Source organism: Mesorhizobium sp. ESP7-2 (assembly GCF_020164715.1).
Classification (GTDB): Bacteria; Pseudomonadota; Alphaproteobacteria; order Rhizobiales; family Rhizobiaceae; genus Mesorhizobium.
Genome location: NZ_JAIUGQ010000012.1, coordinates 145,422 through 168,979 on the forward strand (window position 1 = coordinate 145,422; position 23,558 = coordinate 168,979).

Consider the following 23,558-nt stretch of genomic DNA (forward strand, 5'->3'; position numbering starts at 1 on the left):
AGGGCCGCGTTTCACGGCCACAAGCCGGAAATAAAAGTGCCGGGTGTTGTCATCCCGCAACGCCGCCTCTGGTTGCAGGCGCCGCGACAGAGGTCAACCTCCGGTTCCGATCCCGGCGCGCGCGGAAGCGAACAATGCGACGGCGTTGGCGATGCTTTGCGCTGCCTTGCCGCGCCACTCGGCGTCGAGCAGTTGCGCCTCGTCCTTGGCGTTCGAGAGATAGCCGAGCTCGACTAGCACGGACGGCACGTCCGGGGCCTTCAGCACTTTGAATCCGGCCGAACGCTGCGGATTGTTGATAAGGCCGACGCTGGTCGAGAGCTGACCGACCAATGTGTGGGCAAAACTCATCGAGAAAGTGTGCGTCTCGCGGCGGATCAGGTCGATCAGGATATCGGTCACTTCCTTGTTGTCGTCCTTGATGACCATGCCGGCGAACTGGTCGGACAGGTTTTCACGGTCGGCAAGCGCCTGCGCTTCCGGGTCGGAAGCCTTGTCGGAGACCGTATAGACAGTGGCGCCGCGGATGCCCTTGACGCTGATCGTGTCGGCATGAATGGAAATCAGCAGATCGGCCTCATGCTGGCGGGCAATGCGGACGCGGTCGTCCAGGCGCAGATATTCATCGGTATCACGGGTCATGAAGACATCGTATTTGCCGATGGCCGCGAGCTTGTCGCGCAACTCCGTGGCAAAGGCCAGCGTGACGTTCTTCTCGATAGTACCGTGCAGGCCCTCGGCGCCGCCATCTATGCCGCCATGGCCGGGGTCGATGACGACGGTGAATCGGTGGCCCGGATTGGAGACTGGTCCCGTGCCGACCCGGCCGCCCTTGTCGGTCGAAACCGTGGAACCGGTGCTCAGTGCCTGATTGGCAAGGGCGGCGTCAAACTCACGTTCGGACGCCGCCGACATGTCGATGGCAATGCGGTAGCCGCTTCCGTCCTCGTTCTTGAGCACATCGAGCTTGTCGACGGCGAACGGCCCCTTGCCGGTCAGGATCAGTCGCGAGACGCCCTCGCCGAGTTCGCCGAGCCGCACGCCCTTGACAAGGCCACGCGGCTTCAAATCCTTGGCATCGACGGCAAATCGGGTGTTCGCAAGATCGATGACAAGGCGGTTGGGCCCGCGCAGCAGGAACCATTTGATGTCAGGCTCGCGATCGAAATCCATGACGATGCGCATCTTGGTGGCATCGCCGGCCATTTTGTAGCCCTTCGCCACGAGCGGCGCGTCGGCGGCATCGGCAATAGTGGAAAAGGCGAACGAAAACACCACCAGCAGCACGAGACAGAAGGCACCGAGGATCTGGCCGCCAACACGACATCCCTTGTCTGTGAAGTCCGCCAGTCCCATCTCTCTTCCAGTCGCTCCCGGTTTGGCGCCAGGCGCCGGCTCGTTTCGTCGAAGTGCCGGTTAGGCCGCGAACTCGATTAACGATTGGTATCCAGAGAAGGTTAACCAAGCCTTTTCATGCAGGATCGGAACCCAGGCTTACGCAACGGAACTGGTTTTTGCCGGCATCGGAAATCGGGGTTGCCTTCCAACCCGCCAAATCATAAAAGCGATGGTGGATCACTGCAATCCTGGAACCGCCCTCCTCCGCAGCTTCCTGCTACAGGGTCAGATGAAAGGCGGCTCCTTTCGCTTCAGGCGAAAAGGCTTCAGGTGATTGCGACGAATTTCGCAGGTGTGCTCCCGTGGCGGGGGAATCGCCTGCGTGAGGAAAACGGCCGGGTTTGTTCCCGCGCCGGCTCTGTATGAGCAAACAAGCTGGTCCGGTTTCCGGGCTTTGGTTCAAAAGGTTCTGCTGGTGACGATGGCTTCAAGCGCAATCATGGAAAGGTCCGCATCAAACCGCGCCAATATGGCTGCGGGCGGCACCGCCATGACACGCGGGCAGCGTCCGGCGGACGTTCAATTATCCGGCACCCACTCTCATCCAGACACACAGCAGCGGGCTTTGCCCCGCCAGCTGCGGCTGACGGCTGCCGGGGGGAAACGAAATAATGCCCAACAAAATGCTGATAGACGCCTCCCACCCGGAGGAAACACGCGTTGTCGTCGTACGCGGTAACCGTATCGAAGAATTCGACTTTGAATCCCAGGACAAGAAGCAGCTCAAAGGAAATATCTACCTCGCCCGCGTAACGCGCGTCGAACCCTCCCTTCAGGCAGCCTTTGTCGAATATGGCGGCAACCGTCACGGTTTTCTCGCCTTCAGTGAAATACACCCCGACTACTACCAGATTCCGGTCGCCGACCGTCAGGCACTGCTGCGCGCGGAAGCACAGGAGGCCGAGGACGAAGAGAACGAGGACGGCGAAGGCGACGATCGCCAGAGCCGGGATCGTGGACGGCGCGGTCGCCGGCGCGGCGGCAAGACCCGCGACCGTGGTGAAAACAGGCGCGATGCCGGCACAGCCGATACCGGCGAGGCAAACGAAACCGCTGGCGAGGCAGACGAACACAGCGACAATGGCGCGGATGCCGTCGCCGAGGACATGCCCGACGTTTCCGGGATCACGGAACACGCGGCGGATGCCTCGGAGCACGCCGGTGCATCCGAACAGGACGGTGCATCCGAAGATGACGGGGGCTCTTCAGTACAGGACGAAAGCGAGACCAGCGACGGCGACCCCAAGTCGATCGCCGCCTCCGTCGAAGCCGATGTGATTTCCGAGCCTGTTCCGCAGCCGGAACAGGGCAGCGAAGCCACTTCCAGCGACAATGATCGCGGGATGCTCGAGGAAGTATCCTCTTCCCATCCCGACGATCATGAGATCGAATCCGTCGGCGCTGAGGATGCACTCGAGGAAGTGCGCAACCGCCGCAAGCCGGTGCGCCGCCAGTACAAGATCCAGGAAGTGATCAAGCGCCGGCAGATCCTGTTGGTGCAGGTCGTCAAGGAAGAGCGTGGCAACAAGGGCGCGGCGCTCACCACCTACCTGTCGCTCGCCGGCCGCTATTCGGTGTTGATGCCGAACACGGCGCGCGGCGGCGGTATTTCGCGCAAAATCACCAGCGCGGTCGACCGCAAGCGCCTCAAGGAAGTCGTTGCCGATCTCGAAGTGCCGCAAGGCATGGGGGTCATCCTGCGCACCGCCGGCGAGAGCCGCACCAAGGCCGAGATCAAGCGCGACTACGAATATCTGATGCGACTGTGGGAGAACGTGCGCAATCTCACGCTCCAGTCCACGGCCCCTGCCCTCGTCTATGAAGAAGGCAGCCTGATCAAGCGCTCGGTGCGCGATCTCTACAACAAGGATATCGACGAGATTCTGGTTTCCGGCGAAGAGGGCTACCGCGAAGCCAAGGACTTCATGCGCATGCTGATGCCGAGCCACGCCAAGGTGGTTCAGCCGTTCCGCGACACGACGCCGATCTTCGTGCGCAACGGCATCGAGGCGCAGCTCGACCGCATGCTGCAGCCGCAAGTGACGCTGAAGAGCGGCGGCTACATCATCATCAACCAGACCGAAGCGCTGGTAGCCATCGACGTCAATTCGGGCCGCTCCACCAAGGAGCACTCGATCGAGGACACCGCGCTCCACACCAATCTGGAAGCGGCCGAGGAAGTCGCCCGCCAGCTCCGGCTGCGCGACCTTGCGGGCCTGATCGTCATCGACTTCATCGACATGGAGGAGAACCGCAACAACCGCTCCGTCGAGAAGCGGCTGAAGGATCACCTCAAGAACGACCGCGCACGCATTCAGGTCGGCCGCATCTCGCATTTCGGCCTGATGGAGATGTCGCGCCAGCGCATCCGCGCCAGCGTGCTGGAATCGACCATGAAGCCGTGCCCGCATTGCGGCGGCACCGGGCATGTGCGCTCCGATTCGTCGGTGGCGCTGATGGTGGTACGGGCGATCGAGGAATTCCTGCTCAAGGATTCGCGCAGCCACATCACGGTACGCACGCCGGCCGCGACCGCGCTCTACGTGCTCAACCACAAGCGCGGCACGCTGGTGGAACTGGAAAGCCGCTTCGGCCTGACCGTCACCATCGAGGCCGACGATACGGTCGGCTCGCAGCACTATGCGATCTTCCGCGGGGCACTGGCCGAGAAGCCGGAAGGCTTCGTCGAGGTGCGCAGTCTGCCGGCCTATGTCGAGCCGGAAGAGCCCGAGGACGAGATCGTCGTCGTCGAGGAGGAAGACGAAGCGCCGGCTCAAGCCGAGCAACCACGGCACGCCCAGCCGTCGCAGCATCAGCAGCCCAGATCCGGTGAGGAAGGCGAAGGCCGCGACCGCAAGCGCCGCAAGCGTCGCAGGCGGCGCGGCGGCAAGGATCGCGACCGCGAGCATGGCGCCCCGACGGACGGCACTTCTCTCTCCACGTCAGATGACGGCCTCTCCGCGTCGGAAGGCGCGGCGGACCATGACGACGCCGAGACAGACGACGAGGCCGCGGTCGCCGCAAGCGAGACCGTCGAAACGGCGGAAGCATCCGACGATGGCCAAGGCAAGAAGCGCCGGCGCGGCAAACGCGGCGGCAAGCGCAACCGTCGCGAAGACGGCGAAGGCGAGACCGAGGCGGAAGCCGGCGACGCGACCGAGCCTGCCGAGGCTGACGCTTCCCTAAGCGAGCCTGTGTCGATCGAGCCGGTGGCTGCCGCTGCCGTCGAAGAACCGGCGGCTGCCGTGAGCGACGAGGCGCCGAGCACCGAGAAGCCCAAGAAGCCGCGTCGCGCAGCCAAGCCGAAGAAGGCAGCCGCCGAAGCCACCGCCGAGGAGCCGACCGCGGAAGTAGCCGTGCAGGCACCCGCCGAGACGCCGGCCACGGCATCAGACGAGGCAGCGGCCGCCGGGGAGACACCGAAGGCCCGGCCGTCACGCCGCAAGGCGGCAGCAGCCGATACACCTGTCGTGCCGGTGGTTTCCTCGACCGTGGCCGATGAGCCCGAAGCCAAGGCCGAAGAAAAGCCGAAGCGTGCCGGCTGGTGGCAGCGGAAAGGGTTTTTCTAAGCTTTTCAAACTGTTGAATTGATTTTCTGACAAAAAGAATCCCGCGCCGATCGAAACGAACGGCGCGGGATTTTTCATGTCCGGCAGGTCGTGATCCTTATGGCGCGAAGATCGACCAGTTCATCATCCTGGCGAGCTTTTCCAGCGCGATCGAACCCAGCTTGGAATTGCCGTTGGCATTGAGGCCGGGCGACCAGACGGCGAGCGAAGCGACACCCGGCACGATGCCCAATATGCCGCCGCCGACGCCGCTCTTGCCGGGAATACCGACGCGGAAGGCGAAATCGCCCGAGCCGTCATAGTGGCCACAGGTCAGCATCATGGCGCCGATGCGCCGCGCCCGCTCCGCCGAGACCACGGAATGCCCGGTAGCCGGGTTCTTGCCGCCATTGGCGAGGAAGCGGCCGGCCATTGCCAGCTGCCGGCAGTTCATGGCGATGGCGCAATGGTGAAAATAGACGCCCAGCGCCAGTTCCGGCGCATGATGGAGGTTGCCGAAGGATTTCATGTAATTGGCGAGTGCGAAGTTGCGGTAGCCGGTCGCGCGTTCGGAGGCCGCGACCTCGCGGTCGATAATGATTGTCTCGTCGTCGCAGAGGAACTGGATGAAGCGCAGGATCTCGCCGATCGCCTCGCGCGGCTGGTGGCCGGCAAGCAGGATGTCGGAAATGACGATGGCGCCGGCATTGATGAACGGATTGCGCGGAATGCCGTTCTCATGCTCGAGCTGGACAATCGAGTTGAACGGGTTGCCGGAGGGCTCACGCCCTACCCGCTCCCACAGCGCGTCGCCGACATTGCCGAGCGCCAGCGTCAGGGTGAACACCTTCGAGATGCTCTGGATCGAAAAAACCTGGTCGGCATCGCCGGCCACCAGCGTGCGGCCATCATTGGTGACGGCGGCGATGCCGAATTTCTTCGGGTCGACCTTGCCCAGTTGGGGAATGTAGGTCGCGACATCGCCGCGATCGGTGCGTTCAGCCATTTCCGCCGCGACTTCCGCCAGCGCCTGTTCGAGCTCCGGCATAGCGCTACCTCAACCAGCGTTCGATGCGTGCCAGCGCCTCGACCATGTCGTCGTGGCTGCCGGCATAGGAAAACCGCATCGTACGGTGCCCAGCCCGGGTGTCGAAGTCGCGGCCGGGCGTCGCCGCCACATGCGCTTCGGCCAGCATCTTGCGGGCAAAGGCCATGCTGTCATTGCTGTGCCGGGTGACATCGCAAAAGGCATAGAAGGCGCCATCCATGGGCGCCGCCAGGGGAAAACCCAACTCCGGGAGTCGCTTCATCAAGAGCTCGCGATTCCAGGCATAGCGTCGTTTCACCGCCTCCAATTCCTCGGTTGCGGCAAAGGCCTCGATCGCCGCGATCTGCGACAGCTCCGGCGGCGAGATGTAGAGGCTCTGGGCGATGCGCTCGACGGGGCGCACGAGTTCGTCCGGCAACACCATCCAGCCGATGCGCCAGCCGGTCATGCAGTAGTATTTCGAGAAGGAGTTGATCACCGTCACGCTGTTGCTAAAGGCGAGTGCCGTGGTGTCCGGGGCGCCATAGGCCAGCCGATGGTAGATCTCATCGGAAATGACGGCGATGCCGAGTGACTCCGCCGTGGTGACCAGGGTCGCCAGCTCGTCGGCCGGTATGACGGCGCCGGTCGGATTGGCCGGACTTGCGAACAGCACGCCCTTCAGCGGCTTCTCGCGATGCGCGGCCTCCAGATGGCCGGCATGCAGATAAGCCGCATCGCCGAGCTCGATTTCGACCACGTCCATGCCAAGGGCCGCCATGATGTTACGATAGGCGGGGTAGCCGGGCGCGGCGATGGCGACCCGGTCGCCCGGATCGAACATCGCCAGGAAGGCGAGATTGAAGGCCGCCGACGATCCGGTGGTCACCCCGATCCGGCCGGGGTCGACATCGAGGCCATAGTGGTCCGCGTAATGCCCGGCGATCGCTTTGCGCAGCGAGGCAAGACCCAAGGTGTCGGTATAGCCTATGCGTCCATGCTCCAGCGCCTTGGCCGCGGCGGCGCGAACCCGTACGGGCGCTGGATCGGATGGCTGGCCAACCGCCATGGAAATCACCGGCACGCCTTGGGCCTTCAGCCGGTTCGCTTCGGCCAGTACATCCATGGCGTGGAACGGCTCGACATTGCCGCGATGGGAGAGCGAAACGACCATTTTTACCCCTGTTCCGAGGATTGAGCGCGCCAGGTCCTGACGCATGCGCCGCACAAATGCCCGATTGATGTTAGGATCACAAGTTGAGGAAGTTTTTCCGGCGCCGACTTTTCATCTTTCGCCCGCTCGTCTACCAGTGGACACATTATGTTGAGCCGATCCAGATCGACGATTGCCAAGACAGCGCGTGTCTTCGCGACGATTTCGCTTGCCGCCGCGGTTGCGGTGGCCGGTTCGGCGACCGCCTTCGCCCAGGGCGTGCCAGTGGTACGCGACGCCGAGATCGAAGCTCTGGTGCGCGATTATGCGCGGCCGATCTTCAGGGCGGCTGGGCTGGCGAATGACGGCATCGACATCGTGCTGGTCAACGATTCCTGCTTCAACGCCTTCGTCACCGGGCGCCGTCTGTTCATCAACACCGGCGCACTGATGACGGCTGAGACGCCGAACGAAATCATCGGCGTCATCGCGCACGAAGCCGGGCATATCGCCGGCGGCCACCAGCAGAAACTGCGCGACCAGCTCGAACGCGCCAAGACCATGGCCATCATCGCCACCTTGCTCGGCGCCGGCGCCATGGTTGCCGGCGCGACCACAAACAGCCGCGGTCTTGCCGGCGCCGGCATGGGCGTGGCGGCAGGCGGCGGCGAGATGGCGCAGCGCAGCATCCTCGCCTATCAGCGCACCGAGGAAATCACGGCCGACCGCTCGGCCATCACCTATCTTAACGCCACCAGCCAGTCCGGCATGGGCATGCTGAAGACCTTCCACCGTTTCCAGACCGCGCTGTCGCTGTCGGGCGCGCAGGTCGATCCCTACCGGATCAGCCATCCCATGCCGCAGGACCGCATCGCCAACCTCGAAGTGCTGGTCAAGCAAAGCCCCAACGTCGACAAGCTCGACCCGCCGACGCTGCAGCAGCGCCATGACATGATGCGGGTGAAGATTGCCGTCTACATGGAAGGCCAGGCCGCCGCGGCGCGGCTGATGCAGAAGATGCGGGGCAGCATGGCGGCGCTCTATGGCGATGCCCAGTCGACCTATCTCTACGGCAATCTCGCCTCGGCGCTCGCCAAGACCAACGCCCTGATCAAGGCGCAGCCCAAGAATGCCTACTTCCAGGAGCTGCGCGGCGACATATTGATGAAAGCGAACAAACCTGGAGATGCGGCCGACGCTTATTCCAAAGCGGTCAGCCTCGATCCGGCACGATCCGGCCTGCTGCCTGTCTCGCTTGGCCAGGCGCTGATGGCGGTCGGCACGCCCGACTCGCTCAAGAAAGCCGTCGTACAGATCAACAATGGCCTGGGGCGCGACAAGGAAAATTCCACGGGGTATCGTTATCTGGCGCAGGCTTACGGCGAGCTGGGAGACATACCGGGGGCCGAGCTTGCCACCGCCGAAGGCCACTTCTATTCCGGCGACTACAAGGATGCGAAGATCTTCGCCATGCGGGCGCAACAGCAGATGAAGCGCGGCGAGCCGCGCTGGATACGCGCCCAGGACATCATTAACTACAAATCATCAGGCAAGAGCCAGTAATTTCATGAACCCTCCGGCCGCGTGCTGCGACAGACCGGAAAACAGGCAGAAGGAACGAGAACGATGAAAAAGGCACTGCTGCTGGGCACCACGGGGGTTGCGGTCGCCCTTGCCATGCTGGCTTTCGGTTTCGTGGCCGGCAGTCCGCAGGTTGCGAAGGCCGGAACGGCACAGACGGCTCAGCCTGTCCAGACGGCTCAGCCCGTCCAGACGGCGGTGGCCGATACCAAAATCGACCGCACCGAGGTCGAGGGAATCATCCGCGACTATCTGCTGAAGAATCCGGAAGTGCTGCTCGAAGTGCAGGACGCGCTCGAAGCGAAGCAGAAGGAGGAACAGCGGCTCGCGGCGCTCGGCGTCATCAAGAACGCCAAGGACCAGATCTTCAACTCCACTTTCGACGGGGTCGTCGGCAACCCGAACGGCAAGGTCACGATCGTCGAGTTCTACGACTACAATTGCGGCTTCTGCAAACGCGCAATCGAGGACATGCGGGCGCTGACCAAGTCCGATCCGGATCTGCGCTTCGTGCTCAAGGAATTCCCGATCCTCGGCCCGGATTCGCAGAAGGCCAGCGTCGTTTCGATGGCGTTCCACATGATGATGCCGCAGAAGTACGGCGAGTTCCACAATGCGCTGCTCGGCGGCCAGGGGCGCGCCACCGAGGCAACCGCGATCAAGATCGCGCTTTCGCTCGGCGCCGACGAGGCGACGCTGCGCGAGAAGATGAAGGACGCGTCGATCCCCCAGGCCTTCTCCAAGACTTACGATCTTGCCAACAAGCTGCAGATCACCGGAACCCCTTCCTACGTCGTCGGCAACGAGGTCGTGTTCGGGGCGCTCGGGCAGGAACTGCTTGCCGAAAAGATCGAGGCGGCGAAAGCCGCGCTTTGACCGGCAAGCGGTTTTCTTCACGGGCGCATTTCGGCCTGTTGTGGACAGTGAAAGAACGCACTTGCGCTCTTTCCGCGGACGACTATGCCCGGTATAGAGGCCCAGCGCGCCGGCTTGACGCTGGCGCCGGAAAAGGTCGGCTTTTTTGAAAACGGTTTTCGTCCTGAACGGTCCCAATCTCAACGCGCTCGGCAAGCGCGAGCCAGGCATCTACGGCGGCAAGACGCTCGCAGCCATCGCGGACGACTGCAAGCAGGCAGGCAAATCGCTTGGGATCGAGATCGATTTTCGCCAGTCGAACCATGAAGGCGATCTTGTCGACTGGATCCAGGAAGCCGGCGACAAAGCCGCCGGCATCGTCATCAACCCAGGCGCCTATAGCCATACCTCTATCGCCATCCACGACGCCATCCGCTCGATCGCGCCGCTGCCGGTCGCCGAAGTTCACCTTTCCAACATCCACGCGCGGGAACCGTTCCGCCACGTCTCCATGGTCGCGCCGGTCGCTGTCGGCATGATCTGTGGCTTTGGGCCGCTCGGCTACACGCTGGCGCTGCAAGCGCTGGCCGCACGCCTATGACCGGCCAACAAACAGAAGGCTCGAAAATGTCGATAAAGAAGACCGGTGTTGACCAGCAACTGATCCGCGATCTCGCGGGCATACTGAACGACACCAACCTGACCGAGATCGAGGTTGAACTCGGCGACCTGAAAGTGCGGGTGTCGCGGCAGGCGCCCACCGTCCATGCGATCGCCGCACCGCAACCGACCTATGCGCCGGCAGCGGCCGCCCAATCTGTCGCCGCGGCTGCCCCGGCGGCGGTCGACGTGTCCAAGAACGCCGTCCCTTCGCCCATGGTCGGCACCGCCTACCTCGCGCCCTCGCCGGACGCCAAGCCGTTCATCGAGATCGGCCAGAAGGTCAAGGAAGGCCAGACGCTGCTGATCATCGAGGCGATGAAGACAATGAACCAGATCCCCTCGCCACGCGCCGGCACCGTGACGGCGATCCTGTTCGAGGACGCCACGCCGGTCGAATACGGCATGCCGCTCGTCGTGATCGAGTAGAGCCGACCGGATGTTCCAGAAGATCCTCATCGCCAATCGCGGCGAAATCGCGCTTCGGGTGCTGCGTGCCTGCAAGGAACTCGGCATCCAGACCGTGGTGGTGCATTCGACCGCCGACGCTGACGCCATGCATGTCAGGCTCGCCGACGAGAGCGTGTGCATCGGTCCGCCGCCGTCGCGCGACAGCTATCTCAACATTCACCAGATCGTCGCGGCCTGCGAGATCACTGGCGCCGACGCCGTGCATCCGGGCTACGGCTTCCTGTCGGAGAACGCCAAGTTCGCCGACATTCTGGCGGCACACAACATCACCTTCATCGGCCCGTCCGGCGACCACATCCGCGTCATGGGCGACAAGATCGAGGCCAAGCGCACGGCAAAACGCCTCGGCATTCCGGTGGTGCCGGGTTCCGACGGCGCGGTGACCGAGGAGAAGGAAGCCAGGCGCATTGCGTCCGAGATCGGCTATCCCGTCATCATCAAGGCTTCGGCCGGCGGCGGCGGACGCGGCATGAAGGTGGCGCATACCGAGGCCGACCTCGAGATCGCCTTGCAGACGGCGCGCTCGGAAGCGGGCGCGGCCTTCGGCGACGACGCGGTCTACATCGAGAAATACCTGGAGAAACCGCGCCACATCGAGGTGCAGGTGTTCGGCGACGGCTTTGGCCACGGCGTGCATTTCGGCGAGCGCGACTGTTCGTTGCAACGGCGCCACCAGAAAGTCTGGGAAGAGGCCAATTCGCCGGCGCTCAACGCCGAGGAACGGTCGCGCATCGGCGGCATCTGCGCCAAGGCGATTGCCGATCTCGGCTATTCTGGCGCCGGCACCATCGAGTTCCTGTACGAGAACGGCGAGTTCTATTTCATCGAGATGAACACGCGCCTCCAGGTCGAGCATCCGGTGACGGAAGCGATTACCGGCATCGATCTGGTCCACGAGCAGATCCGCGTCGCTTCCGGCGGCGGCCTTTCGGTCAGGCAGGAAGACATCAAGTTCAACGGCCACGCCATCGAATGCCGCATCAATGCCGAGGATCCGCGCACCTTCACCCCCTCGCCCGGCACCATCACCCATTTCCACACGCCCGGCGGCCTCGGCATCCGTGTCGATTCCGGTGTCTACTCCGGCTACAAGATCCCGCCCTACTATGACAGCCTGATCGGCAAGCTGATCGTGCATGGGCGCAATCGCGTCGAATGCATGATGCGGCTGCGCCGGGCGCTTGACGAATTCGTCGTCGATGGCATCAAGACGACATTGCCGCTGTTTCGCGATCTCGTCGGCAATGCCGACATCGCCAACGGCGACTACGACATCCATTGGCTGGAAAAATATCTGGCCAAGGGCGAATAGCCCCAACTTGCCGCTATAATGACGCGATGACCCGTCCCTACGCGCCAGGCTATCGCATTCCCACCGACCTTCTGCTCAAGGCATACGCCTCGGGCGTCTTTCCGATGGCCGAGAGTGCTGGTGACCCCGAGGTCTTCTGGGTGCGACCGGAGACGCGGGGCGTCATTCCGCTCGATGGCTTTCACACGCCCAAAAGCCTGAAGAAGACGATCCGTAGGCACCCGTTCGACATCCGTTTCGACTTCGATTTCGAGGCGACGATCGACGGCTGTGCCGAAAAGCGCGAGGAGCGCCGCTCGACATGGATCAACGCGCCGATCCGCGAAGCCTATGTGCAACTGCACCGGATGGGACACTGCCATTCGGTCGAGGCATGGCGCGAGGGGCGTCTGGTCGGCGGGCTCTATGGGGTCTCGCTCGGGCGGGTGTTTTTCGGGGAAAGCATGTTTTCCAAAGAAACGGACGCGTCGAAGACCTGCCTCGTGCATCTCGTCGAGCGCCTGAAGGCACGCGGTTTCGCGCTCCTCGATACGCAGTTCACCACCGAGCACCTGAAGCGCTTCGGCGCGGTAGACGTGCCGCGCGGCAAATACGAAAAGATGCTGGCCGACGCGCTGAAAGGTGAAGCGGTCTTTTTTCCGTAGGGATCAAGGCCTATTTGGGCGAAGCCTCGAGCGGCGTCTGCGCATGGAACATCATCTTCCAGCCGTTGGCGCGATGGACGTAGCCGGTGCTGACCAACGCCGCATAGGGCTCGCCATTCTCCCTCGTCGCGCGCGCTTCGTAAGTCAGCATGACGATATCGCTACCGGGTTCGATTATTCCCTTGAGCTCGATGTCGAGGTCGCGCCAGCGGTTGGGTTTGGTTGCGGTCTTGGCCAGATCGGCATTGTCCATCGCCTGTGCCATCTGCGGAAACGCCACCAGGCATTCGGTATCGACATTGGCAGCATAGTAGGCGGCGTCACCGGTCCAGAAACCTTTTTCGAGTTCCAGCAACTCGGCCTTGTTGGCCATGATCCGCTTGCTGTCCGACATTGGCGTGTCCTCCACGCGCGTGGTGATTGTCCAACGCGCGCCAGCCATGGCGGTTCCAAGAGATCAGTTGTTGGTGTCCGTCGTATCGGGTTCCGCGGCGTCGTCGGGCTGTGCCGCGTCCGGACCGACTGTGGCCGCGGCTGGCTTCGACGCGTCGGCTTTCGCCCCGTCGGCCTTGGTCGCACCGCTCTTGCCGGCATCGGGCGCCGGCACATCCGACTTCTGCTTGCACGCCTTCAGCCAGATGTCATAGACGGCATGTTCGACAGCATTGAGCCCCGGGCTTTCGGCAAACATCCAGCCAGTGAAGATGCGGCGGATCTTGCGGTCGAGCGTGATCTCGTCGACCTCGACGAAGGAGTCGGTCTTCGGCTCTTCGTTCTGCGGCCGGGAATAGCAGACGCGTGGCGTCACCTGCAGGGCGCCGAACTGCACCGTCTCGTCGATATAGACATCGAAGGTGATGATGCGGCCGGTGATCTTGTCGATGCCGGCGAACTCGGCGACCGGATTGGTGATCCGATCCGATCCCGCGGGCGCCGCCGGCGCCGGGGCGGCGGGTGCAGGTGAAGCCGCAAAGGCGATGGTGCTGACGGCGAGGCTGGCGGCTAGCGTCAGGCCGCCCGTCCATATCGGGTTGAAAAAGCTCATGCAGGGGTACCGGTGGTTCGCGCCCAGGTGATTCCGTCGATCGCCAAGGCTAGTCGCCGTTTTCTGATCAGCAAGCAGCTAAACACCAATTGTGGCGATAAAGGACCGGCCTGCACCTTACCGTTACAACCCGCGCCGTTACGACCCCGGCGTCCAGGCGTCGTAGTCGCCGGTGACCTGCGGGCGATGTTGATTGGTCAGCACCGAGCCCTTCGGACGATAGGCCGCTGGCGTGCCGGTCAGATTGGGCAAATGTGGCTTTTGCCAATCGCGCGGCCGGTAGTCGTCGCTGGGGGGAGCGACATCGACCCGATGGTGAATCCAGCCGTGCCAGCCCGGCGGAATGGCCGAAGCTTCCGAATAGTTGCGGTAGATGACCCAGCGGCGCGTACGGCCTTCCGAATCGATGCCGCCTTCGTAGTAGACGTTGCCGGCCTCGTCCTGGCCGACCTTCTTGCCGTACCGCCAGGTGTGCAGGCGCGTTCCCAGCGTCTGGCTGTTCCACCAAGTGAAAAACTGCGTCAGGAAAGTCTTCATCTCAGAACCCTCGCGCTGGCGGCGCCCGTTTCCTGCTTATGGCGTCAGGCTTTCGGGAAGGCAAGAGTTTTGCCATGGGGAGCGCGCAAATGGCGCGCCAGGGACCCGACACAAGCCTGTGATCCCCGGGGGTGACCGGATGCGCGCTTGCCAAGCGTTGCCGCTCTTTCTAAAGCTCTGCGCGCCCGTCCGGAAATCCCGTCCGGCCTGGGGCTGAAGGAGGCGACGATTGGCCGCGCAATTGCCGACCACCGACATTCGCATCGGCGCCGACCTGATTCGCCGCCGCAAGGGCGGCATGCCGATCGTGTGCCTCACCGCCTACACTTACCCGATCGCCCGCCTGCTCGATCCCCATGTCGACCTGCTCCTGGTCGGAGACAGCGTGGCCATGGTCCTGCATGGCCATGAGACGACGCTGGGCGCCTCGCTGGACATGATGATCGCGCACGGCCAAGCCGTGATGCGGGGCTCGGCCAAAGCCTGCGTCGTCGTCGACATGCCGGCCGGCACCTATGAGGATTCAGCCGCGCAGGCCGTGGCATCGGCGCGGCGCATCGTTGGCGAGACCGGCTGCCAGGCGGTGAAACTCGAGGGAGGCGTCGACATGGCCGCTCAGATCGCGGCGATCGTGGCCGCCGAGATCCCGGTCATGGGCCATATCGGCCTGCAGCCGCAATCGGTGGAAAAGGATGGCGGCTACAAGATCAAGGGCCGCACGGACGAGAATGTGGCCACGCTGATCGCCGACGCGCTCGCGGTTGAGAAGGCCGGTGCGTTTTCCCTGGTCATCGAAGGAACGATAGAGACGGTCGCCGCGGACATCACCCGCCGCATCGCCATTCCAACCATCGGCATCGGCGCCAGCGGCGATTGCGACGGCCAGATCCTGGTGACCGACGACATGGTCGGGTTGACGGTCGATCGTGTGCCTAAATTCGTCAAGCAATATGCCGACCTGCGCAGTGTGATCGCGCATGCCGCCGAGCGCTACGCATCGGAGGTGCGGGACCGCGATTTCCCCGGTCCTACCCATGTCTTCTCGAAAACAAATGACGGGGATGAAGCATGAGCCGGGCCGACGTCGTCGACAGCGTTGCCGCGCTTCGCGCGCGAATCCTCGACTGGCGGCGCGATCGGCTGCGCATCGCCTTGGTGCCGACCATGGGCGCATTGCATGACGGGCATCTTTCGCTGGTCAAGATCGCCCTCGAAAGAGCCGATCGCTGCGTGGTGTCGATCTTTGTCAATCCGACGCAGTTCGCGCCGAGCGAGGATCTCGACAAGTACCCGCGCCAGTTGGCGCGCGACCTCGACATGGTGGCGACGGCCAAGGCCGATCTTGCCTTCACGCCTGACGTCAGCGAGATGTATCCCGCCGGTTTTGCCACGAAAATCTCGGTCGGCGGCCCGTCGGCCGGGCTCGAGACGGATTTTCGCCCCGCCTTTTTCGACGGCGTCGCCACCGTGGTGGCCAAACTTCTCCTGCAGGCTGCACCCGACGTCGCCATCTTTGGCGAAAAGGACTACCAGCAGCTTTGCGTCGTCAGGCAGCTTTGCCACGACCTCGACCTGCCCGTCGAAATCATCGGCGCGCCGACCATACGCGACGCGCATGGCCTCGCCATGTCGTCGCGCAACGCCTATCTCGATGAGGCCGAACTCCAGATCGCCCGCCGGCTCAACCTTGTCCTGCGCAAGGCGGCAGCGGCGCTGGCAGCGGGCGCAGGTCAAGAGGAAACGATCGCCGAAGCAAGCCGCGCCCTGATCGCCGCCGGCTTCCAGAAGGTCGATTATGTCGAGGCCCGCGAAAGCCTGACACTCACTCCATGGCGGCACGACCGCGCCGGCCGCGTTCTCGCCGCCGCCTGGCTGGGAAAAACCAGGCTGATCGACAATGTGGAAGTTCCCACCGCCTGATCGGCGTTCGCACTCTCGATTGCTGTTTGCAGGCGCGACGCCGCCGGCGTCAGGCGCACAGCGGACCTCGAACTGCTGATGCGCGAGCCGTCGCCGCCGCTGCGTTCGCGCTGATCCTGGAGCGGTTCAGCGAGAATCGCCGAACCGCTCCAACTCTTTGTTTTCACGCAATTCCCTGGGGAAAGCGCTACGGACTTTTCCTGGAATTGCTCCGGCCTCCATCCGTCCCGCCTGCGGCTCCCCGACCTACTCCTCGGTTGGCATATGCAGGTACATCGACTGGATACCGACCCTGCCCGGGCCGGTGAAGCGGTTGACGATGAAATTCATGTTGGCACCGAAGAAGCCGCTCGACAGCCGGTCGATCTTGGTTTCCATCCTGACCGAGGCATCCTTGAACAGCCAGCCGCCGGGCTCGATGTCTATGGTTTCGCCCGGAGCGAGCGTCTTTTCAAAAACGTTGCCATAGCCGTGCAGCCAGACGATGCCGTCACCGGTATCGCCGCGAAACCGGTCGATGAAGAAGCCGCTCTGGCCGAACAGCATCGTCGCCAGGCCGCGTACACGCTCGAATGTGTAGTCGACATTGCCAGTGGCGGCGAGAAACTGGTGCTCGCGGACCTGGATCTCCTCGCCTTGCCGCAGGTGAATCGGCACGATGTGACCCGGCCCGTCGCGGCTGAAGGCGATGACGCCCGCCCCTGACGCCTCGGTGACGAAAATCTGCATGCCGGCCATCATGCGCTTCAGCGCACCCTTCAGCGATTTCAGGCCGATGGAGATCGTGGAATTCTTCCACAACAGGATGTGGTGCTCGAAATAGACGGGCATCCGCGTCACGTCGACGGAAAGCACAGGCACCAGTTCGCCCGCTATGTGATAGGTGACGCCACCAAAAGTTTCGTCCGACACCTCGGTCGGCATCAGTTCCGGCAGACTTGGCATGGTTCCCCCCAAAAGCCGTCCTGCGCGTGCCGGATTATTCCGGCTTCGCGCGGGTCGGCATTTGCAGCTTTGGTGCCGCACATCAGGGCCGTCAAACGAAAACAGAGCCCGGGTCTCGCGCTCGCGCGAAGGTGATCACGCCGCCCTGGTGCTCAGGCGGCAAGTACCCGTTCATAGATCAGCGCCGGGATGGCCGAGCCGGCGGAGCCGCAATTCTCGGTGCGGCCGGCCTGGACGAAGCCATTGGCCTGATAGAAGGCAACGGCTCGGCCGTTCTTCTCTTCCACTTCGAGCCGAATGCGGTGGGCTTCCGGAAAACTCTCGATGATTTCGTCGAGGAGCATGCCGCCGATACCTCGATCCTGCAGCAAGGGAAGCACATAGAGCTGCCTGAGCATGACCACGCCGCCGTCTCCGACGGCTTCGGCAAACGCCATGCCGCCAATGCGCTTGCCATCATCAGCAACGAGGAACTCGCTGTTCGGCTTTGCCAACCTGGCCTTCAACGAAGCGATCGAGTGCCTTTCATTGGTGATCTCGGTGACCCGCTCGGCACCGTAAATCGCGTCATAGGTGGCATGCCAGGTCTCGACCAGCAACGCTCGTACGGCTGCGAGGTCGCGGTCTCCGGCGGTGCGGACGAACATGCTTACTCGATGCCCAGCTTGGCCTTGACGAGGTCGTTGACGACCTGCGGATTGGCCTTGCCGCCGGTCGCCTTCATCACCTGGCCGACGAACCAGCCGGCCATGGTCGGCTTGGCGCGTGCCTGTTCGACCTTGTCGGGATTGGCCGCGATCACCTCGTCGACCGCCTTCTCGATGGCTCCGGTGTCGGTGACCTGCTTCATGCCACGGCTCTCGACCAGTTGGCGCGGGTCGCCGCCCTCGTTCCAGACGATCTCGAACAGGTCCTTGGCGATCTTGCCGGAGATGGTGCCTTCCTTGATCAGGTCGATGACCGCACCGAGCTGGTCGGGCGAAACAGGAGCAGATTCAATGTCCTTGCCGGCTTTGTTGAGAGCGCCCAGCAGATCGTTGATGACCCAGTTGGCGGCGAGCTTGCCGTCACGCCCGGCCGCTACCTTCTCGAAATAATCGGCGATCGGCTTTTCCGAAACCAGGATCGCGGCGTCGTAGGTCGAGAGACCGAGCGAGGAGATCAGCCGCACTTTCTTGTCATCGGGCAGTTCCGGCAATTCCTTGGCCAAGGCATCGACATAGGCCTGGTCGAATTCCAGCGGCAGAAGGTCGGGATCGGGGAAATAGCGATAGTCATGCGCCTCTTCCTTCGAGCGCATCGAGCGCGTCTCGCCCTTGACGGCGTCGAACAGCCGCGTTTCCTGATCGATCTTGCCGCCGTCCTCGAGGATGGCGATCTGCCGGCGCGCCTCGTAGTCGATGGCCTGGCCGATAAAGCGGATCGAATTCATGTTCTTGATTTCGCAGCGGGTGCCGAATTCGCCACCTGGCCGGCGCACCGAGACATTGACGTCGGCGCGCAGGGAACCTTCGTCCATGTTGCCGTCGCAAGTGCCGAGATAGCGCATGATGGTCCGCAGCTTGGTCACATAGGCCTTGGCCTCGTCGCCGGAGCGCAGGTCGGGTTTCGACACGATCTCCATCAGCGCCACGCCGGAGCGGTTGAGGTCGACGTAGGACATGGTCGGATGCTGGTCGTGGATCGACTTGCCGGCATCCTGCTCCAGGTGCAGGCGCTCGATGCCGACCTCGATGTCCTCGAACTCGCCCTGGCGGTCGGGACCGACCGAGACGATGACCGTGCCCTCGCCGACGATCGGCTGTTTGAATTGCGAGATCTGGTAGCCCTGCGGCAGGTCCGGATAGAAATAGTTCTTCCGGTCGAAGACCGACTTGTGGTTGATCGCCGCCTTCAGCCCCAGGCCAGTGCGGATCGCCTGCTTGACGCATTCCTCGTTGATGACAGGCAGCATGCCGGGCATTGCCGCGTCGACCAGGCTGACATTGGCGTTGGGAGCAGCCCCGAAGGCGGTCGAAGCGCCGGAGAACAGTTTTGCTTCCGATATCACTTGCGCATGCACTTCAAGCCCGATGATGATTTCCCAGTCGCCGGTGGCGCCTGATATCAGGCGTTTGGCGTCGGGCGTGCGGGTATCGATGAGAGACATGGCGGCCTGCGAATTACGGTGACTCTGACGGGAGTTTCACGTTTGGGCGTGACTTTCACGTCTGGCGTGAAAGTCATTCGCTAGTGCAAACCGCCAAAAGAGACAAGCGCAAAGCCGCGGCCTGGCGTTTCCTGGACGTCTCGACGGTCGGCGGGCGGCGGGCCTTACCGCATCACAAGGCACGGGCTCGCATTCGTCCGCTCCGAACTCGACAACAGGTAGTCTTGGCGCCGCCGGCCGGCATTCGGCCGGCGGTTCCTATCACCGCTCAGGCGGTGGCGATGTAGGCCCGGATTTCCTCCGCCTCGCGCTCGACGTCCTCGATGCGGCGCTTGACCACGTCGCCGATGGAGACGATGCCGTCCAGCAGGCCGTCCTTTTCCACCGGCAGATGGCGGAAGCGGCCCCTGGTCATGATCTCCATCACCTCGTTGACGGTGTGGTTTTCATTGCAGATCTTCACCTTCGGCGTCATGGCCGAACGCACGGGGATATCGAGCGCGGCGCCGCCTTCCCTGGCAACCACACGCACGATGTCGCGCTCCGACAGGATGCCGACGATCTTGTGATCGCCATTGGTGATGACCAGCGCGCCGATCCTGTGCTCGGCGAGGATTCGGATGGCTTCGCTCAGCTTTTCGTTCGGCCCGAGCGTCAATACGTCATGGCCTTTTTGCTCGAGAATGGCCTTAACCGTCATGGCGTCCTCCTCTACTTTGCCAACCGGTTCCTGCGCTGACCGGTTTTCACATAAGAGTGAACATGGTGCGCCGTGATCGGTTGCATTTCAAGTCCGGTCGGAGGTGTCCCATTCTGGTGCTTGCCATCCCCTGTCGAACCAGCGCAGGCCGAAGAAACCCGCGAGAAAGCCGCCGATATGGGCCTCCCAGGCGATCTGGCCGTCGATGCCCGGCGCGAATCCGAGAAGGCCGGTGGCGAGATTGATGATCATCCACATGGCGAGGAAGATGACGACACTGCGCGCGCGCAGCACGATCGCGACCGGCAGCACCGGGCCGGCGAAAGCCGCCTTGCCGGCCGAGCGGTCGGTGTGGAAACCAAAACGCGCCGCGGCCCCCATCATGCCCGATATGGCGCCCGATGCGCCGACCAGCGGCGCTTCTCCATAGGGATGCATCGCCCAGAACAGCGCCACCGAAGCCAGTCCGGTGACGGCAAAGAACAGCGCGAACCGGAGCGTGCCGAAACGGTTGGCCAGCGGCGAGCCAAAAGCGGCGAGCCAGACCATGTTGATGGCGATATGGGCAAAGCCGCCATGCATGAAGGCGTAAGTGAAAGGCCGGGTAAAAAGGAACCAGTCGAAGCCGTATTGGCCGGTATAGAGGACCGGAATAAAAGCTCCGTCGTACAGCAGCGTCATCTGCTGGACGTCGTTCAGCGCATATTGCTGCAGCAGATAGACGATCGCGCAGATGCCCATCACCGCCAGCACGATCGGCGGCAGGTTGAACACCGGCTCACGCGCCGGTGGCGGCATGGGCTCAGCCGTTTCGGGCTCGGACGGATATTGCGGTTCGCTCATCTGCAATCGCACTCGATGCTGGTTCGGTCGGGCTGGTTCGGTCTGGGCCGGTTGGGTCCGGGCCGGTTCGGTCTGGCCAGCATCTAGATCACCGCCGATGGAACCGCAAACGGCGAATCGTCCCGGTCCGAATCAGGGACGCGAATCAAAAAGAAGCCGCCCAGGGTTTCCCCTGGACGGCCGGTCGAGCCCCCTGCTCCCCTAAAATTCTTGACTGAAGTGCTGCCGATCGTCGCAAAACGACCGCTTCTGGAGTGGTTTTGGTGTGCCACACGGCTTGCCAGGGCGCAACGTAAACCAGTTGTTAACCTTAACGGCCCCGACCCGTGAACAAGTGTTAACGACGCTGGCACGCTTCCTGCTCCCCAACGCATGTAGGTCATCGGAGGGCGCCCTTCTGTTCACCGATGGGACATCAGACGACAGAATGCGCGGAGCTTTTTAGTATGAACCAAAACGGATCGATCACGCTGTTCCACTATTGGAACCGCCTGCGTGACGGGCGCCCCGCTCCGAAGCGATCGGAAGTCGAGCCGGCCGATATCAAGTCGCTGCTGGCCGATACGTTCATCCTGGAAAGGGACACGCGCGGACAGCCGGTATTCCGTCTGGCCGGCACCAGGCTCTGCGCCTGCTACGGCCGCGAACTCAAGGGGTTCTCTTTCCCCTCGCTGTGGCGCGAGAAGGATCAACGGCTGGTCTCGCGGCTGATCCACGGAGTTTTCGACCAGAAATCGGTCGTGCTGATCAATTTCGAGGGCTTCAGCCGCAACGGCCGCTCCAACAAGTTCGAATTGCTCGCCTTGCCGCTCGATGGCGGCATTGAGAATCCGCGCTGCCTCGGCGTGATCAGCGCCGCTGAGAAGCCGTTCTGGCTGGGCGCGGATCCGATCACCGACGCCTTGATCGATTCCATACGCGTCATCGACCCGGAGAAAGAGCTGCTGAACAACCGCCCGGCGATCGCCGTTCCCTCGCTCGTTCCCGACGAGATCGGGACGCCCGACACGATCTCTGCGCTCGGCCACGCTCGCCGCATCCGCCATCTCGTCGTCTTCGATGGCGGGCGCGAAGATAGTTGATGATCACACGGGCCCGCGGACCCGTTTTTCCCCTTTGTTAACCCGCTTTGTTGTATTTCTCTGACGAAGTCCCTCGCATTGACGCGCGGGATGCCAACGGGGTGTAGGCAGTCATGAGGTCAGCGGCGGTCGACTACACGCCGTCCCAAGCCGAAAGGCGTAACTTTCAGCGCGTCCGGGTCAAGATATACGGACGATTCATGCTGGAGGACCGCACCGAGCACCCGTGCCAGGTCGTGGACATGTCGCCCGGCAACGTTGCGCTTCGCACCGACCGCATTGGCATGCCCGGCGAGAAAGTCATCGCCTATATCGACCATATCGGCCGCATCGAAGGTGTCTTGACGCGCACGTTGCCGGACGGCTTCGCAATGACGGTGATCGCGTCCGACCGCAAGAAGGACAAGCTCGCGGCGCAGTTGACATGGCTCGCCAACAAGCACGAGCTCGACCTGCCGGAAGACCGCCGCCACGAGCGCGTCTCGCCACGCAACCCGACCAGCGTGCTGCAGCTCACCGACGGCCGTCAGTATCAGTGCCGGATCATCGATCTGTCACTGTCCGGCGCCGCGATCGAGATCGACGTCAAACCGGCGATCGGCGTCCAGGTCTTGCTCGGCACGATGCGCGGCCAGATCGTCCGGCATTTCGAAGATGGCGTGGCCATCGAATTCGCCGTCATCCAGCGCCCCGAAACGCTCGATTCCGAATTCAACACGCCGCGCGCCTGATCAGACCGTAAAGCACGCCCGTCAAGCCGGCCCTCGCGGCCGGCTTTTTGATTTCCGGGGTGCCGCGATCGATATGTCCTCGGATGGCAGGTCGCCATGGCGAGATCGTCCGCGCGAGGCCGGGTCTGCCGAAAACCGACCTAGCAATCCAAACAATTTAATACTCGAATGATTCAAATTTTATGTTTATTCTACTGGCGTTTTACTTAATATCTACTCCGCACTTTTGCGGCGAATAAATCCAGATGTGGCAATGTCTCCTTCGAACGGGGAGACTGAATAATGAAAAAAGCGAGGGGCAGGCTGTTGCTGATGGCAATGGCGATACAGCTTTCCGCCTGGGGATCAGCATATGCCGCGGGACCGGCCTATATGCATACCGGCGGACGCACCACGCAGCCTGTTGGCCACTATGAATTCTGCCAGCGCATTCCTGGCGAATGCAACGAGAAGACCCCCAAGGGAGAGCCGGTCGACCTGACCCGCAAGCTCTGGGCGACGATCGTCAGCATCAACAATTCGGTCAATACCCGCGTCAAGCCGCGCACCGACATGGAAAACTACGGTGTCGAGGAATACTGGGCCTACCCGGACAATGGCTTTGGCGATTGCGAGGACTATGCGCTGGAAAAGCGCCGCGAACTGATGGATGTGGGCGTGCCGGCCGGCGACCTGTTGATGACGGTTGCGCGCCAGCCTAATGGCGACGGCCATGCGGTGCTGACCGTGCGCACCAGCCTCGGCGAGTTCATTCTCGACAATCTGGAAACCAAGGTGCTGTCCTGGACGGACACCGACTACACCTATCTCAAGCGTCAATCGACGGAGAATTCCGGCGTTTGGGTGACGATCAACGACGGCCGCTCCGACGCGGTCGCCAGCGTCCGCTGAGGACGCCAACAAGGTCAGGCGCGTTGCATGACGCGCTCAATGAGAAACCCGGTCGAGTCCCCACCC

23 protein-coding genes are annotated in these 23,558 nt (G+C 62.8%); 12 read left to right on the top strand and 11 right to left on the bottom strand.

What is annotated here, in order from left to right; translation table 11 throughout:
• Nucleotides 1-93 precede the first annotated feature (93 nt).
• Entirely contained in the window at nt 94-1,356 is a 1,263-nt protein-coding gene (locus LB543_RS14635; RefSeq protein ID WP_140760128.1) for an N-acetylmuramoyl-L-alanine amidase, read from the bottom strand.
• Between the two features lie 653 nt (nt 1,357-2,009).
• Here LB543_RS14635 and LB543_RS14640 point away from each other — a divergent pair.
• Nucleotides 2,010-4,967 (top strand): ribonuclease E/G, encoded by a 2,958-nt coding sequence (locus LB543_RS14640; RefSeq protein WP_224614558.1) that lies wholly within the window; start codon nt 2,010-2,012, stop codon nt 4,965-4,967.
• 97 nt (nt 4,968-5,064) lie between these two features.
• Here the strand turns inward: LB543_RS14640 and LB543_RS14645 are convergent, their stop codons facing one another.
• Both LB543_RS14645 and LB543_RS14650 read right to left on the bottom strand, forming a co-directional pair.
• Complete coding sequence (locus LB543_RS14645; RefSeq protein ID WP_224595452.1) at nt 5,065-5,994, bottom strand: glutaminase; 930 nt, start codon at nt 5,992-5,994, stop codon at nt 5,065-5,067.
• Nucleotides 5,995-5,998: 4 nt separating this feature from the next.
• On the bottom strand, nt 5,999-7,147 hold the full coding sequence (locus LB543_RS14650; protein ID WP_224595450.1) for a pyridoxal phosphate-dependent aminotransferase: 1,149 nt from the start codon (nt 7,145-7,147) through the stop codon (nt 5,999-6,001).
• Between the two features lie 147 nt (nt 7,148-7,294).
• On the opposite strand from LB543_RS14650, the gene LB543_RS14655 reads away from it, so the two are divergent.
• From LB543_RS14655 to aat, 6 genes are all read left to right on the top strand, one after another.
• Nucleotides 7,295-8,689: a M48 family metalloprotease gene (locus tag LB543_RS14655; RefSeq protein WP_224614559.1), complete on the top strand. Its 1,395-nt coding sequence runs from the start codon at nt 7,295-7,297 to the stop codon at nt 8,687-8,689.
• A gap of 63 nt (nt 8,690-8,752) precedes the next feature.
• Nucleotides 8,753-9,583 (top strand): DsbA family protein, encoded by an 831-nt coding sequence (locus tag LB543_RS14660; protein WP_224614560.1) that lies wholly within the window; start codon nt 8,753-8,755, stop codon nt 9,581-9,583.
• Between the two features lie 145 nt (nt 9,584-9,728).
• On the top strand, nt 9,729-10,163 hold the full coding sequence (gene aroQ, locus LB543_RS14665) for a type II 3-dehydroquinate dehydratase (protein ID WP_027146847.1): 435 nt from the start codon (nt 9,729-9,731) through the stop codon (nt 10,161-10,163).
• A 26-nt stretch (nt 10,164-10,189) separates the two neighbouring features.
• Entirely contained in the window at nt 10,190-10,651 is a 462-nt protein-coding gene (accB, locus tag LB543_RS14670; RefSeq protein ID WP_140760115.1) for an acetyl-CoA carboxylase biotin carboxyl carrier protein, read from the top strand.
• Between the two features lie 10 nt (nt 10,652-10,661).
• Complete coding sequence (accC, locus tag LB543_RS14675; RefSeq protein ID WP_140813326.1) at nt 10,662-12,005, top strand: acetyl-CoA carboxylase biotin carboxylase subunit; 1,344 nt, start codon at nt 10,662-10,664, stop codon at nt 12,003-12,005.
• Between the two features lie 26 nt (nt 12,006-12,031).
• A complete protein-coding gene (gene aat / locus LB543_RS14680; protein WP_140760111.1) occupies nt 12,032-12,649 on the top strand; it encodes a leucyl/phenylalanyl-tRNA--protein transferase in 618 nt (205 codons plus the stop codon).
• Nucleotides 12,650-12,659: 10 nt separating this feature from the next.
• Here the strand turns inward: aat and LB543_RS14685 are convergent, their stop codons facing one another.
• The 3 genes from LB543_RS14685 to LB543_RS14695 all read right to left on the bottom strand — a co-directional run bounded on the left by LB543_RS14685 (nt 12,660) and on the right by LB543_RS14695 (nt 14,231).
• Nucleotides 12,660-13,043 carry a hypothetical protein gene (locus LB543_RS14685; protein WP_140813356.1) on the bottom strand — a complete coding sequence of 128 codons (384 nt, stop codon included), beginning with the start codon at nt 13,041-13,043 and terminating at the stop codon, nt 12,660-12,662.
• A 63-nt stretch (nt 13,044-13,106) separates the two neighbouring features.
• Nucleotides 13,107-13,694, bottom strand: coding sequence for a DUF2155 domain-containing protein (locus LB543_RS14690; RefSeq protein WP_224595445.1), 588 nt, complete (start codon nt 13,692-13,694; stop codon nt 13,107-13,109).
• A 138-nt stretch (nt 13,695-13,832) separates the two neighbouring features.
• Nucleotides 13,833-14,231: an NADH:ubiquinone oxidoreductase subunit NDUFA12 gene (locus LB543_RS14695; protein ID WP_140760106.1), complete on the bottom strand. Its 399-nt coding sequence runs from the start codon at nt 14,229-14,231 to the stop codon at nt 13,833-13,835.
• Between the two features lie 229 nt (nt 14,232-14,460).
• Here LB543_RS14695 and panB point away from each other — a divergent pair, with 229 nt between their 5' ends.
• Complete coding sequence (gene panB, locus LB543_RS14700) at nt 14,461-15,303, top strand: 3-methyl-2-oxobutanoate hydroxymethyltransferase (RefSeq protein WP_224593935.1); 843 nt, start codon at nt 14,461-14,463, stop codon at nt 15,301-15,303.
• Nucleotides 15,300-16,151, top strand: coding sequence for a pantoate--beta-alanine ligase (panC, locus tag LB543_RS14705; RefSeq protein ID WP_224614561.1), 852 nt, complete (start codon nt 15,300-15,302; stop codon nt 16,149-16,151). Before panB ends, panC begins: the two co-directional genes overlap by 4 nt.
• A gap of 246 nt (nt 16,152-16,397) precedes the next feature.
• Here the strand turns inward: panC and LB543_RS14710 are convergent, their stop codons facing one another.
• From LB543_RS14710 to LB543_RS14735, 5 genes are all read right to left on the bottom strand, one after another.
• Nucleotides 16,398-17,096, bottom strand: coding sequence for an AIM24 family protein (locus LB543_RS14710; RefSeq protein ID WP_224593924.1), 699 nt, complete (start codon nt 17,094-17,096; stop codon nt 16,398-16,400).
• Nucleotides 17,097-17,248: 152 nt separating this feature from the next.
• On the bottom strand, nt 17,249-17,743 hold the full coding sequence (locus LB543_RS14715) for a GNAT family N-acetyltransferase (RefSeq protein WP_224614562.1): 495 nt from the start codon (nt 17,741-17,743) through the stop codon (nt 17,249-17,251).
• A 2-nt stretch (nt 17,744-17,745) separates the two neighbouring features.
• On the bottom strand, nt 17,746-19,245 hold the full coding sequence (gene gatB / locus LB543_RS14720; RefSeq protein ID WP_140813318.1) for an Asp-tRNA(Asn)/Glu-tRNA(Gln) amidotransferase subunit GatB: 1,500 nt from the start codon (nt 19,243-19,245) through the stop codon (nt 17,746-17,748).
• A 268-nt stretch (nt 19,246-19,513) separates the two neighbouring features.
• Complete coding sequence (locus tag LB543_RS14730) at nt 19,514-19,945, bottom strand: CBS domain-containing protein (RefSeq protein WP_140760092.1); 432 nt, start codon at nt 19,943-19,945, stop codon at nt 19,514-19,516.
• Nucleotides 19,946-20,032: 87 nt separating this feature from the next.
• Nucleotides 20,033-20,788: a rhomboid family intramembrane serine protease gene (locus tag LB543_RS14735; protein WP_224614563.1), complete on the bottom strand. Its 756-nt coding sequence runs from the start codon at nt 20,786-20,788 to the stop codon at nt 20,033-20,035.
• A 446-nt stretch (nt 20,789-21,234) separates the two neighbouring features.
• On the opposite strand from LB543_RS14735, the gene LB543_RS14740 reads away from it, so the two are divergent.
• The 3 genes from LB543_RS14740 (at nt 21,235) to LB543_RS14750 (ending at nt 23,492) form a co-directional block, all read left to right on the top strand.
• The gene (locus tag LB543_RS14740) at nt 21,235-21,870 is read left to right on the top strand and encodes a PAS domain-containing protein (protein WP_140760088.1); all 636 of its coding nucleotides are present in this window, start codon (nt 21,235-21,237) and stop codon (nt 21,868-21,870) included.
• A gap of 113 nt (nt 21,871-21,983) precedes the next feature.
• On the top strand, nt 21,984-22,601 hold the full coding sequence (locus LB543_RS14745) for a PilZ domain-containing protein (protein ID WP_224614564.1): 618 nt from the start codon (nt 21,984-21,986) through the stop codon (nt 22,599-22,601).
• A gap of 282 nt (nt 22,602-22,883) precedes the next feature.
• The gene (locus LB543_RS14750) at nt 22,884-23,492 is read left to right on the top strand and encodes a transglutaminase-like cysteine peptidase (protein ID WP_224593917.1); all 609 of its coding nucleotides are present in this window, start codon (nt 22,884-22,886) and stop codon (nt 23,490-23,492) included.
• Nucleotides 23,493-23,558 lie beyond the last annotated feature (66 nt).